Origin of the sequence: Vibrio aquimaris (assembly GCF_009363415.1) — a bacterium.
Lineage (GTDB): Bacteria > Pseudomonadota > Gammaproteobacteria > Enterobacterales > Vibrionaceae > Vibrio > Vibrio aquimaris.
Map to the genome: position 1 here is coordinate 3037321 of NZ_CP045350.1, position 12868 is coordinate 3050188.

The following is a 12868-nucleotide window of genomic DNA, read 5'->3' on the forward strand; positions in this document are numbered from 1 at the left end:
TCAGGAGTGTAAATCAAAGGATATATCATAATCGTGCAATAAGAAGATTGCTATGATTAGAGAACCCTTATGGAAAGCTAAATCTTTATCAAAATAGTTAATTGAACGTTTTTTCATAAATTATAAGAAAGTTTGTTGCATATTGGATGGTATTTTAAGCTATAATGAATGAACGTTCATTCACCCACTATATGTAAGTGTCTGGATCTAGTTCTATGGTAGATAAAAGACAGCAAATCATAGATGCCGCCGAAGACCTGATCGCTGAATCAGGTTTTCAGGGTTTCTCGATGCATAAGTTGGCCAAGGAAGCTGGCGTTGCAGCAGGAACGATATACCGCTATTTCTCTGACAAGGAAGATTTATTGCTACAAGTAAGACTAGCGGTAGTACAACGAAATGCTGAAGTTGTTCAACGTGGCGTTAATAACGCTATGCCACTTAAGGAACGATTTAGAACTATGTGGCTAAACATTTTCGATCTCTCGCGTACCAACATCGATAATTTAAAAAATCGAGCGCAGTACGATTCCTTGCCTTGCATGCGCAATCATGAAACTAAGGAAATTGAGCGCAAAATGTTTAGCAAAGTGGATAAATTTTTTACAGAAGGTCGAGAGCAAGGGCTGTTTAAGCCTCTAGATAACCCAGTGTTGGCAGCACTGAGTCTAGAAATCAGTGTCACTTTGGCACGCAAACAAGCTCTTGGATATTACCAATTGGATCAAACAGCCATTGATGCGGCCATTGAAGCTAGTTGGGATGCGATTATCAAACACTAATTTGGAGTTCTAATAAGAATGAAAAAGTGGACTTTTTATATGCTGCTTATCGCAATACTACTCTTTGGTAGCGTGATAGGCTATAACCTATTTAGACAATACAAGATAGAAGAGTATCTGGCCAATCGTCCAGAACAAGAATTCCCCGTTACTGCCACTCAAGTTCAAGCGGTCGACTGGGTACCTGTTATTGAAGCCATAGGCTTTATCGAGCCCAACCAAGGCGTCACAGTTGCCAATGAATCGGCAGGTGTGATTGATAAGATTGCTTTTGACTCAGGCACCAATGTCGAAGAAGGCCAGCCTTTGGTAATGCTAGATTCATCGGTCGAAAAAGCTGATCTCAAGAGCGCCGAAGCGAAATTACCAGCCGCACGAGCCAAATATAAGCGTTACCAAGGGCTTTATAAAAAAGGCTCAGTATCAAAAGAAACCCTTGATGATGCTGAAGCCAACTACTTCTCGCTTAGATCGGATATCGACAGCCTTAAGGCTACTATTGATAGGCGCGAAATCAAAGCACCTTTTGCTGGCGTAGTCGGCATTCGTAATGTTTATCTAGGGCAATACCTGCAAACGGGTACAGATATTGTTCGCCTTGAAGATACTAGTGTAATGCGCTTGCGTTTTACTGTTCCACAAACAGACATTTCACGCATCAACTTAGAGCAACAAGTCGATATTTTTGTCGATGCTTACCCAGACACTCCATTCCAAGGCTCAATCACAGCTATTGAACCTGCTGTCAGTGTGCAAAGTGGCTTAATTCAAGTGCAAGCAGACATTCCAAATAATGATGGAAAGCTGCGCAGCGGCATGTTTGCTAGGGCTAACATCATATTGCCAACCATGGAAAACCAAGTCACCCTGCCACAAACCGCTATCACTTTTACTCTCTATGGTGACAATGTATACATCATCTCTGAGCAAGATGGAGTAAAACGCGTCAAGCAGCAAGTGGTTAAAGTCGGTGAGCGAGTAAGAGACATTGCTCATATTCTAGAAGGCGTTAAACCAGGCGACATGGTGGTCACATCAGGTCAAGTACGCCTTAGCAACGATGCAAAAGTGCGTGTAGTAGAAAGCGATGCCACTACTCCACCAGCTGAAACACCTATGCTCTAATCTGGAGGCCTCATGCGCTTTACTGATGTTTTTATTAAACGTCCAGTTTTAGCGGTATCAGTCAGCTTTTTGATCGCACTGCTTGGCTTACAAGCCGTGTTCAAAATGCAGGTACGAGAATACCCTGAAATGACCAACACCGTAGTCACGGTGACCACTAGCTACTACGGAGCCAGTGCAGATTTGATTCAAGGCTTTATTACTCAGCCTTTGGAGCAAGCCGTAGCTCAAGCTGATAATATCGACTACATGACTTCATCTTCTGAACTCGGTACTTCTACCATTACTGTCAATATGAAGTTAAATACCGACCCAAACTCGGCTTTGTCTGATATTTTGGCTAAAACCAACTCGGTCCGCTCTCAGCTGCCGAAAGAAGCAGAAGACCCTACTGTAACCATGTCAACAGGTTCAACGACTGCGGTTTTGTATATTGGCTTTACCAGTGATGAGCTATCATCGAGTCAAATCACTGATTATCTTGAGCGAGTGGTTAATCCGCAGCTATTTACCGTTAATGGTGTTTCAAAAATAGACCTTTACGGCGGCCTTAAATATGCACTGCGTGTATGGCTTGACCCAGCTAAAATGGCAGCTTTTGGCTTAACCGCAAATGATGTAATGGGGGTTTTGGATGCTAACAACTACCAGTCAGCCGCAGGCCAAGCGGTGGGTGAGTTTGTTCTTTACAACGGCAGTGCAGACACTCAAGTTTCTAATGAGGAAGAACTGAGAAACTTGGTGGTGAGTTCTGATAAGGGCAAAGTCACTCGCTTGGGGGATATCGCCAAGGTAACACTTGAAAAAAGCCATGATACCTATCGCGCCAGCGCCAATGGTCAAGAAGCAGTGGTTGCCGCGATTAACGCAGCACCAACAGCTAACCCAATCAATATTGCCGCTGATGTGCATAAGATGCTTCCTCAGTTAGAGAAAGATCTGCCGAGCAACATCAAAATGAACGTGATGTATGACTCAACTATTGCTATCAATGAGTCGATTAATGAAGTTATTCACACTATCGCTGAAGCTGCATTAATTGTACTTGTGGTAATTACCCTATTTTTAGGCTCATTTCGCGCCGTTTTAATTCCTATAGTCACTATTCCATTGTCATTGATTGGTGTTGCTATGGTGATGCAAGCCATGGGCTTTTCATGGAACCTAATGACGCTACTAGCCATGGTTCTTGCAATAGGTTTGGTGGTTGATGATGCTATCGTCGTTCTAGAAAACGTCGATAGACATATAAAACTTGGTGAGTCACCATTCAGAGCAGCCATTATAGGAACAAGGGAAATAGCGGTCCCAGTTATTGCTATGACCTTAACTCTAGGCGCGGTCTACGCACCAATAGCGCTTATGGGAGGCATTACCGGTTCCTTGTTTAAAGAGTTTGCTTTAACACTGGCAGGATCGGTATTTGTATCAGGCATCATAGCATTAACCTTATCACCCATGATGTGTTCTAAAATGCTTAAGGCCAATGAGGAGCCAAGCAAATTTGAGCAAAAAGTTCACCATGTGCTCGACAATATGACTCTGCGCTATGAGAAAATGCTTAGCGCTGTGATGCTCCATCGACCAGTGGTCATTGGTTTTGCGGTGATTGTTTTTGCCAGCTTACCTTTGCTATTTAAGTTTATTCCAAGTGAGCTCGCTCCCTCGGAAGACAAAGGCGTTGTAATGCTGATGGGTACGGCACCTTCCAATGCAAATCTCGACTTCATGCAAAACACCATGAATGAGGTCAATACTATACTATCGGATCAAAAAGAAGTGGCCTATGCACAGGTCTTTACTGGTGTGCCTAGCTTGAATCAAGCCTTTGGTATTGCTTCATTGGTCCCTTGGAGTGAACGTGAAGCTGGACAAAACGAAGTTGTAAATAGAGTAACAGAGCTGGTAAAAGAAGTTCCAGGAATGGCAGTAATCGCATTCCAGATGCCTGAACTTCCGGGAGCTGGGTCTGGACTACCCATTCAGTTTGTACTCACAACACCAAATGCGTTTGAAAGTTTATTTACTGTAGCGACCGACATCCTTACTGAAGTGAGTGCTAACCCAATGTTTGTCTATTCTGAGCTGGATCTTAACTATGATTCAGCCACGATGAAGATCAAGATTGATAAGGATAAAGCCGGCGCTTACGGCGTGACCATGCAAGATATTGGTACCACGTTAAGCACTATGATGTCTGATGGTTATGTTAACCGTATCGATCTCAATGGTCGCTCTTATGAAGTGATCCCTCAGGTAGAACGTAAGTGGCGCCTTAACCCAGAATCAATGAAAAACTACTATGTTAAAGGCGCAGATGGTAAAGCGCTCCCTCTTAGTAACTTAATAACTATTGATGTGGTGGCCGAACCGCGCTCCTTACCTCACTTTAACCAGCTAAACTCAGCAACTATAAGTGCTGCTTCAGCACCAGGCACTGCAATGGGTGATGCTATTAATTGGTTCGAGGACATAGCAAACAACAAACTACCAAGCGGTTATAACCATGATTATATGGGTGAATCTCGCCAGTTTGTTACTGAAGGTAGCGCCCTTTATGCCACCTTTGGGTTGGCACTAGCGATCATCTTCTTAGTCTTAGCAATTCAATTTGAGTCGCTAAAAGATCCACTGGTGATTATGGTATCCGTGCCTCTCGCTATCTGTGGCGCTTTGATATCTCTAGCATGGGGTGCAGCATCGATGAATATCTATTCTCAGGTCGGGCTAATAACCCTAGTGGGCTTGATTACCAAACATGGTATCTTGATCTGTGAGGTCGCCAAAGAAGAACAGCTGCATAACAAGTTAGGTAAAATGGACGCAGTGATGGCGGCAGCCAAAGTTCGTCTGCGCCCAATCCTAATGACCACCGCAGCCATGATCGCGGGTCTAATCCCTCTGATGTACGCATCAGGAGCAGGAGCAGCCCAGCGCTTTAGTATTGGCATTGTTATTGTTGCAGGGCTTGCGATAGGAACTGTGTTTACCCTATTTGTTCTGCCTGTAATATACAGCTACCTTGCCGAAAAACATAAACCGCTTCCGGTTTTTGTTGAAGACAAGGACTTAGAGAAGTTGGCTCGAGTCAATGAAGCAAAAGCCGCTCATCGCCAACTGGCTGATAAAAAATAACGCCACAATCTAACACTGAGGCCGCCCTTTGAGGTGGCCTTTTTTATTCTTTACGCCAATAACTGACGCTCTCATAGCGACTTTCTTTAGCCAATTACGTAAAATAGAAACAAACGTAAAGGAGCTTTTGACATGTTTGACCCCAAGAAATTAGAGCAGATCGCGAAACAAATTCATGACTCCATGCCTACTCCTGTAAAAGAGTTAGGTGCCGATGTCGACCAGAAAGTTCGCCAGGTGATTCAAGGCCAGCTAAACAAGCTAGATGTGGTAAGCCGGGAAGAGTTTGATGTACAGACTCAAGTTCTTATGCGTACCCGCGAGAAGCTGACCGCGATGGAACAAAAGCTGACCGAGCTAGAAGATAAGCTAGCAGAGAAATAAGCGCACGAGAGCGTTTCATATACAATAAAAAGGCTTGGTCTCAATCGACCAAGCCTTTTGCATTAGATGTTGTGTATTATCTTGTATTTATTGCTCCAGTCTGTCTGGAGTCTATATCAGGCGCAGTTTATGCGCCTTTTCATAAGATGAATTAACCGCCCACAGCGATACGTTTCATGTCCGTCATGTAACCGCGCAGTTCTTCACCAATGTATTCTACTGGGTGATTGCGGATCGTTTCATTCACAGCAATCAGAGTCGCATTATCGACTTGATTTGAGGTCTCGCCCAAACCTTTACCAATCACATCTGTGCCAATTGATGGCATGAACTTCTCGCGCAACAAAGGTGTTGCGACATTAGCAAACAGGTAGTTACCATATTCTGCCGTGTCTGAGATAACAACGTTCATTTCGTACAGACGCTTACGTGCCACAGTATTGGCAATCAGTGGCAGCTCGTGTAGTGACTCATAGTAAGCGGACTCATCAATAATACCAGACGCTGTCATAGCTTCGAATGCAAGCTCAACACCCGCACGAACCATAGCAACTAGCAAGATTCCTTTATCGAAGTACTCTTGCTCAGTGATCTCTACATCACCAGCTGGGTAGTTTTCAAACGCAGTCTCACCAGTTTCAGCACGCCAACCAAGTAAGTTTGCATCATCATTGGCCCAGTCAGCCATCATGGTGCTAGAGAAATGCCCAGTAATAACATCGTCCATATGCTTATTATAAAGAGGGCGCATAAGCTCTTTCAGCTCTTCAGAAAGCTCAAATGCTTTAACTTTTGCTGGGTTTGATAGGCGATCCATCATATGTGTAATGCCGCCAAACTTAAGCGCTTCAGTGATGGTTTCCCAACCGTACTGGATCAATTTACCTGCAAAGCTTGGGTCAATACCTTCCGCTACCATCTTCTCATAGCTAACAATAGAGCCCGCTTGCAACATACCACACAAGATAGTTTGCTCACCCACAAGATCAGATTTAACTTCAGCAACAAATGAAGACTCTAGACAACCTGCACGATGGCCACCAGTCCCAGCAGCCCATGCTTTGGCAATATCCCAACCTTCACCTTTGGGGTCGTTTTCTGGGTGTACTGCAATCAAGGTAGGGACACCAAAACCTCGCTTGTACTCTTCACGAACCTCGGTACCTGGACATTTAGGCGCGACCATAACAACGGTTAAGTCCTTACGGATCTGCATACCCTCTTCAACAATGTTAAAACCATGCGAGTAACCAAGTGCAGCGCCTTCTTTCATTAGTGGCATAACCGTTTCTACCACATTGGTGTGCTGCTTATCTGGCGTTAGATTAACTACTAAATCAGCTTGAGGTATAAGCGTTTCATAGCTGCCTACTTCAAAACCATTTTCTTGAGCATTTTTAAAAGATTGACGCTGCTCATCGATAGCAGCTTGACGCAATGCATAAGACACATCCAAACCTGAATCACGCATATTTAGGCCTTGGTTTAGACCTTGAGCACCACAGCCAACAATGACCACTTTCTTACCTTTTAGGTAATCAGCTTCTGTTGCAAACTCACTGCGATCCATGAAACGGCAGCGGCCAAGCTGATCTAGCTGCTCTCGTAAGTTTAGTGTATTGAAATAGTTAGCCATGTCGGGCCTCCTTTAAAGATATATCCGCTTTGGTCGGTCTCTAATCACCGAATATCTCGATACTAAAGCAGACACAAGCTTGCTTAAAGTGATATATTCACAACTAGTTATTGCAAAAATTGCAACATGGAACCAGCTATTTATGAACATAAAGCACTTACAACTCTTTATTCACTTGTGTGATAGTAAAAGCTTTGCCAAAACGGCTTCAGCCATGCATGTCAGTCCCTCAGCCCTTAGCAGACAGATACAAAAGCTAGAGTCAGAAACAGGGCAGGAGCTGTTTGTGCGTGACAACCGTAGCGTCGAACTTACCCCTGCTGCAAAGAAATTGATGCCTGTCGCGCTGAAAATAATAACTGAGTGGCAAAGCTTTTACTCTCAATTGCAATATGAGGAGCAGGAACTCAAAGGCGAGATTCGTTTATTTTGTTCTGTCACCGCAAGCTATAGTCATCTTCCCGAGCTGCTGTCTGAGTTTCGCCTGCGACATCCTTTTATTGAGTTTAAATTATCAACGGGGGATCCTGCGCAAGCAATAGACAAAGTACTCAGTGATGAAGTTGACGTCGCTATTTCGGCGCAGCCCGACCAACTGCCCGCCAAACTAAAGTTTGAAACAATAAGTGAAATTCCATTGTCTGTTATCGCACCCGCAGGTGTCAGTAGCTTTACTCAAGCTTTGCAAGAAGCTAAGCCAGACTGGACCCAGATACCCTTTATTGTCCCAGAATCAGGTACAGCAAGGGAACGGGCCAACACTTGGTTTAAATCAATGAAAATAAAACCAAATATCTACGCTCATGTTTCAGGACATGAAGCCATTGTTAGCATGGTTGCGTTAGGTTGTGGCGTGGGCATTGCCCCTGACGTGGTTATCAATAACAGTCCGGTCAAAGAAAAGATTCACAGATTGAAAGTCGCTTCAATCAAACCGTTCAAGCTTGGGGTATGTTGCAAACGTTCCCAGTGGGACAACCCACTGGTCAAAGCTTTGTGGCAAGTCGCGCAAAACACTTATATTGTTTCCTAGCTTTTATCAACCAAGCCTCTAGATAGGGTAAATCATATGACTCTGGAAAATTGCTGCTGACGCGCCTTGATGCGCAAGTATTTGTCAAAACACATACAAATATTGCGAATAAGAAGTCGTCCACGAAGAGTGACCAGTAGCTCCTTTTCCGTCATCTCAACCAGTTCATCGTCAATGAAGGTTTGTAGCAATTTAATATCATCTTTAAAGTATTCACTAAACCGGATACCAAACTCCGACTCAATTGTGCTGACATCAAGTCTGAAGTTACAAATTAGCTGTTTAATCACTTCACGGCGTAGTAAGTCATCACTATCAAGAGATAAGCCTTTCCAAAGTGCATGTCGCTGAGAAAGCACTTGCTCATAATAGGTCTTCAAATCCTTTTGATTCTGAGCATAAGCATTTCCAACCATGGAAATCGCAGAAACGCCAAAGCCCACGAGATCGCACTCACCCTGTGTGGTATAACCTTGGAAGTTACGATGCAAAACACCATGACGCTGAGCAACAGCCAGCTCATCATCGGGCTTGGCAAAATGGTCCATACCAATATACTGATAACCTGCCTTGGTTAAGGTCGAGATTGTATCTTGAAGAATAGCCATCTTTTCTTGAGCTTTGGGCAAGTCTTCATCTTTAATTTTACGCTGAGCGGCAAACAGTTGTGGCATATGAGCGTAGTTAAATATAGACAAACGGCCTGGTTGCAGGTCTAACACTTGGGTCAAGGTGTTAGCAAAGCGCTCTCGCGTCTGTTTGGGCAGACCATAAATAAGGTCTAAGTTTGTTGAACGGAAACCAAGCGCTTTCGCCCGCTCGACCAAAGCAAAAATAAAATCTTCATCTTGCTCACGATTCACCAACTTTTGAACTTGCTTGTCAAAGTCTTGAACACCAATACTTAAGCGGTTAAAGCCCTCATGGCAAAGATGATCGAGTGTATCCAGCTCGATTTCCCTAGGGTCCACCTCAATACTTATTTCAGCGTCGCCTTCGAAACAAAACTCAGCCCTTAAGGTGTTCATCAAGCGGCTAATTTGCTGCTTACTAAGAAAAGTGGGGGTTCCACCGCCTAAATGAAGCTGGGTCACTCTACGCCCTTGCAGCAGTGACGCCCGCGTAAGAATTTCTTGCTCAAGGACATCCAGATATTGATCGGCTTTATGGGCATGGCGTGTGATAACTTTATTACACCCACAGTAATAACAAAGCTTATGACAAAACGGAATATGGATGTATAGAGATAATGGACGCTCTGGATACTCAGCACAAGCCATGTCGTAATCAGCAATAGTAAACGCCTCATGAAACTCTAGCGCTGTGGGATAAGACGTATAGCGAGGACCAGCGTAATTATACTTATCAAGTACGACTTGATCCCAAACTATTTGTTGGCTTGCAGCGACTGGCTGAGACATGGTGTTCTTCCGTTTGTGAAATCATACGCAGGCGGTCAGAGTAACCGCGCTAATACTCCGCTTATTCTGCCACATACATTTGAAGAACAAAGGCAAGCTTAGTATTTATAAGGCAGTAATAGTGAGAACTGATAACTCGATCACTTACCCAAAAACACGCTGCCTTGCTATATCATCTGAATATTAATTTGGTTGTTGAGTGGTTGAACTTTCTCTTGTAGCTGTTTTAGTTCCTCGATAACAGTTTGTTCTAGGCGTGACTCTGCCTTGTGGCGTTCAAGGTTTTGCTTCATGCGCTCTTTTTTAGCCAGTTGCTGCCTATCATCGCCGCGAGCCATGTCTTTTACCAAATGATAGAGCTCTGAGGTTGCCGGAAACTCTTTGTCAAAATCAAAGCGTTCTTCTCCCTGAACATAATCCATAATGTTGTACACACGAATACTTATTTCCGATAAATCACATTGGCCCTGAATACCAGCCATACATAAAATACGTACGTTTTCAAAAATATTAGCATTGCGCTTATCAATGGCTAACTTTGTATGATGCTGCTGCAATTCCTTTTGCTTCTTTAGTTGGAGCAGAAGGTAACCGGCATAAGACGCTAAGGCGAGAATAATAACTCCACCGACTATGGCTAATAAGGTTACATTCATCAAACGCTCTACCCTTTAAACTGATTCAAATCGAGATCTTCAAATTGCGACAACAACTCGTCATCAGATGACAATTGCTTAGTCATTTTCTTCTTAGCTGAGGAGACATCATCTCCCGAGGTTAAGTGTTCATCCTCGGAATCATCTTCGACATAAATGCCCAACTGTTTCATCAGTACTTCGATACGAGCAAGTTTTTCATCAACATACTTCTGTAGACCAGCACCTAGGTTTTCACCATTATCAAGGCGGTCAAGCAAAACATTAAGCTGGGCATCATTTTCCAACATGTCTAATTCTTGCTCTGCATCTAGACGGCGCTGTGCCTTGGTCGATTTTTTGACCGTTTCCACTACCAATGGAATTTTCTTTTTGCTGCCCAAACGCGGATCACTTGCTTGACCAGACGATGTATGCGCTTGCTTCTTCGCTTCTGAATTACGATTTCCGGTTTTTAATCCTTTGCGCTTTTTATCTTTCTTACGCAAACGCCCTTCAACATCAGCTTGGGTCCGGTTACGCACCACAATCAGATCGCCATTACCACCTGATTTTACTTTTTTACTACGGCTCATTACTGGGGTTTCCTCAGTAGAATTACATCATTTCCAACAAATTCGAGTTTGAGCTTATCCCGCTCAGCCAAATACTTAAACGTATTGCGGCTAAAAAAGACCACATGAGTTGGGTCATTTTTATAGTGCCATTTTGCAAACGCCTCAACATCGATAACCATCTTGGTCATCAGGCCAATCCAGCCACCAGGCTTAACTAAATTTAACCATTGCTGCCACACCTTATCTGGATGATAGAGATGCTCAATCACTTCCGTGGCAGTCACAAAATCATAAGTACGCGCCAATACCTCAGAGCTAGGGTAATAATAAAGGTCGTACAAAGACATTTTATGTCCCTGCTCTTCTAACATCAAAGATAGCGTCGGGCCGGGTCCACAGCCAAAATCTAGGCCTTCTGAGCTAGGCTTTATGCGCTCTAGCATAGAATCGGCGATCCTTGATAAGAAGTTACGGTAGCCATCATCATTTGGATCGTTCTCATGCAGATCGTAGTGGGCTTTTTCCGCTTTTGCATCCAATCTTTGTTCAGGATCCACATAGACTAGTTCACATTCTTGACACTGAAGATAAGCACGACGTTTATCCTGATAATAATCCAAGAGTGCGGAACTATGGCAAAGTGGGCAGTAATTCATGATGGCATCCTTAAACAGGGATGCGAAACATACCAGAAACTGACGCCAGAGTGGAGCATTATTGGACAAATAATCATCAGTTGTGAAAAATATTCACCGCGAGTAAAGCAGCTTCTGGGGTTTAGAGTGCTCGTTATAATAAAGCGCTGAGTTGGTAGACTCCCAGATTGTATGATATGTCCAAGCTACACTGGCAAATCATTTTGAGTTTTAGAAACTATATATCTGGTTGAAATAAAAAAGCGATAGGAAATACCTATCGCTCTCTAAGCTTGCCGTGCGGCAATAATACGCAGTGATAAACTTGCGTTAAATGTCCATTTGTTATTAACGCTTTCCTTGCTAAAGATGTTGTTTTTCACCATCCTAGTGAATTTTAATCATCCTTTCACTTCCTGTCTCTGGGCTTTTCCTTAGCCTGATCCTTTTCGTTGTCTAAACCCTCAGACAAAGCGATCATCCCTATCATGTAGGCTTCCTGCTTACTACACTTCCTGAGTGATACAGGTGAATACTCAGCTGATTTGATTACTCTAACTTCTAACAAAATTAACGCAATCTAGATGAAGAAAAAAACACCCGCTTATAGAGATAAAGATATAAAACATTAAATTTCAAATGCTTATACTTATTCGATAGAAAAAAATGATAGCAACAAGCGCTAATATCTCACAGAATTATGAGACAGATAACTAACCCACATACATTGAGCAATGTGATATCACTCATCTGAAAAAGCCCAGACAAGTGTCTGGGCTTTTCAAAACCATAATTGCTCGAGCAAATAAATCAGTGTTAATGCAGGCCACCAACATATTTCGACAAAGTGTCTATGTCTTCATCAGTCAGTTTCTTAGCGATGTCACGCATCATGCCATTCATATCATTAGCACGATTACCGTCACGGAATTTTTCTAACTGAGCTTTGATGTAGTCAGCATGCTGACCAGAAATTTTAGGGAAACCTGAAAGCTCAGTACCATTCCCACGAGGGCCGTGACAAGCAATACAGGCGGTAAGACCGCGTTCAGCGTCACCTGCTGTGTATAAGGCTTTGCCCTTTTGCACAACGTTTTCTGGAGTGGTATTATTCGAAATCGGTAATGACGAGTAGTAGGCCGCAAGGTCCTTCATGTCCTGCTCAGATAGAGGCATGGCCATTCCACTCATGACAGGATCATAACGTCCTTGCTTACCGTTGCTGGTCATACCTAGCTTAAACTCTCTAAGCTGCTTCTCGATATATTTAGCATGTTGACCTGCAATCTTAGGATACATTGCGAGTTGACTGTTGCCGTCAGCACCATGACAAGCAACACAAGTTTGAGATTTTCCTTTTCCAGCTTCGATACTGCCTTGAGCCCATACAGAGCAGCTGGCTAAAAGACTCAAGATTAGCGCTAATTTATTCATGACATTCCATTATAATTATCAAGCTTCCAGTACCACTCTGCGTTGCCACTCATGGTACAATAGGCGACCT

Annotated in this window: 11 protein-coding genes; 5 read left to right on the top strand and 6 right to left on the bottom strand. The window is 43.4% G+C overall.

Features of this window, described 5'->3' with window-relative positions:
- The first annotated feature begins 215 nt into the window (after nucleotides 1-215).
- The 4 genes from FIV01_RS14095 (at nucleotide 216) to ubiK (ending at nucleotide 5426) form a co-directional block, all read left to right on the top strand.
- Nucleotides 216-782, top strand: coding sequence for a TetR/AcrR family transcriptional regulator (locus FIV01_RS14095; RefSeq protein ID WP_152431535.1), 567 nt, complete (start codon nucleotides 216-218; stop codon nucleotides 780-782).
- An 18-nt stretch (nucleotides 783-800) separates the two neighbouring features.
- The gene (locus FIV01_RS14100) at nucleotides 801-1907 is read left to right on the top strand and encodes an efflux RND transporter periplasmic adaptor subunit (RefSeq protein ID WP_152431536.1); all 1107 of its coding nucleotides are present in this window, start codon (nucleotides 801-803) and stop codon (nucleotides 1905-1907) included.
- A 12-nt stretch (nucleotides 1908-1919) separates the two neighbouring features.
- Nucleotides 1920-5042, top strand: coding sequence for a multidrug efflux RND transporter permease subunit (locus tag FIV01_RS14105; protein WP_152431537.1), 3123 nt, complete (start codon nucleotides 1920-1922; stop codon nucleotides 5040-5042).
- 132 nt (nucleotides 5043-5174) lie between these two features.
- Nucleotides 5175-5426 carry a ubiquinone biosynthesis accessory factor UbiK gene (gene ubiK / locus FIV01_RS14110; RefSeq protein ID WP_152431538.1) on the top strand — a complete coding sequence of 84 codons (252 nt, stop codon included), beginning with the start codon at nucleotides 5175-5177 and terminating at the stop codon, nucleotides 5424-5426.
- 151 nt (nucleotides 5427-5577) lie between these two features.
- Here ubiK and ilvC read toward each other — a convergent pair whose 3' ends face one another.
- Nucleotides 5578-7062: a ketol-acid reductoisomerase gene (gene ilvC, locus FIV01_RS14115; RefSeq protein WP_152431539.1), complete on the bottom strand. Its 1485-nt coding sequence runs from the start codon at nucleotides 7060-7062 to the stop codon at nucleotides 5578-5580.
- 142 nt (nucleotides 7063-7204) lie between these two features.
- Between ilvC and ilvY the strand changes: the two genes are divergently transcribed.
- Complete coding sequence (gene ilvY / locus FIV01_RS14120; protein WP_152431540.1) at nucleotides 7205-8095, top strand: HTH-type transcriptional activator IlvY; 891 nt, start codon at nucleotides 7205-7207, stop codon at nucleotides 8093-8095.
- A 32-nt stretch (nucleotides 8096-8127) separates the two neighbouring features.
- On the opposite strand, the gene hemN is transcribed toward ilvY, so the two are convergent.
- From hemN to FIV01_RS14145, 5 genes are all read right to left on the bottom strand, one after another.
- On the bottom strand, nucleotides 8128-9516 hold the full coding sequence (hemN, locus tag FIV01_RS14125; RefSeq protein WP_152431541.1) for an oxygen-independent coproporphyrinogen III oxidase: 1389 nt from the start codon (nucleotides 9514-9516) through the stop codon (nucleotides 8128-8130).
- A 167-nt stretch (nucleotides 9517-9683) separates the two neighbouring features.
- On the bottom strand, nucleotides 9684-10172 hold the full coding sequence (locus tag FIV01_RS14130) for a DUF2489 domain-containing protein (RefSeq protein ID WP_152431542.1): 489 nt from the start codon (nucleotides 10170-10172) through the stop codon (nucleotides 9684-9686).
- Between the two features lie 8 nt (nucleotides 10173-10180).
- Nucleotides 10181-10747 carry a Der GTPase-activating protein YihI gene (yihI, locus tag FIV01_RS14135; protein WP_152431543.1) on the bottom strand — a complete coding sequence of 189 codons (567 nt, stop codon included), beginning with the start codon at nucleotides 10745-10747 and terminating at the stop codon, nucleotides 10181-10183.
- Entirely contained in the window at nucleotides 10747-11385 is a 639-nt protein-coding gene (locus tag FIV01_RS14140; RefSeq protein WP_152431544.1) for a class I SAM-dependent methyltransferase, read from the bottom strand. Before FIV01_RS14140 ends, yihI begins: the two co-directional genes overlap by 1 nt.
- A 795-nt stretch (nucleotides 11386-12180) precedes the next feature.
- Entirely contained in the window at nucleotides 12181-12798 is a 618-nt protein-coding gene (locus FIV01_RS14145) for a c-type cytochrome (protein WP_114787692.1), read from the bottom strand.
- Nucleotides 12799-12868 lie beyond the last annotated feature (70 nt).

Coding starts and splice junctions, on each gene's coding strand:
- FIV01_RS14095 (WP_152431535.1), top strand. CDS start 216: ATGGTAGATAAAAGACAGCAAATCATAGATGCCGCCGAAGACCTGATC.
- FIV01_RS14100 (WP_152431536.1), top strand. CDS start 801: ATGAAAAAGTGGACTTTTTATATGCTGCTTATCGCAATACTACTCTTT.
- FIV01_RS14105 (WP_152431537.1), top strand. CDS start 1,920: ATGCGCTTTACTGATGTTTTTATTAAACGTCCAGTTTTAGCGGTATCA.
- ubiK (WP_152431538.1), top strand. CDS start 5,175: ATGTTTGACCCCAAGAAATTAGAGCAGATCGCGAAACAAATTCATGAC.
- ilvC (WP_152431539.1), bottom strand. CDS start 7,062: ATGGCTAACTATTTCAATACACTAAACTTACGAGAGCAGCTAGATCAG.
- ilvY (WP_152431540.1), top strand. CDS start 7,205: ATGAACATAAAGCACTTACAACTCTTTATTCACTTGTGTGATAGTAAA.
- hemN (WP_152431541.1), bottom strand. CDS start 9,516: ATGTCTCAGCCAGTCGCTGCAAGCCAACAAATAGTTTGGGATCAAGTC.
- FIV01_RS14130 (WP_152431542.1), bottom strand. CDS start 10,172: ATGAATGTAACCTTATTAGCCATAGTCGGTGGAGTTATTATTCTCGCC.
- yihI (WP_152431543.1), bottom strand. CDS start 10,747: ATGAGCCGTAGTAAAAAAGTAAAATCAGGTGGTAATGGCGATCTGATT.
- FIV01_RS14140 (WP_152431544.1), bottom strand. CDS start 11,385: ATGAATTACTGCCCACTTTGCCATAGTTCCGCACTCTTGGATTATTAT.
- FIV01_RS14145 (WP_114787692.1), bottom strand. CDS start 12,798: ATGAATAAATTAGCGCTAATCTTGAGTCTTTTAGCCAGCTGCTCTGTA.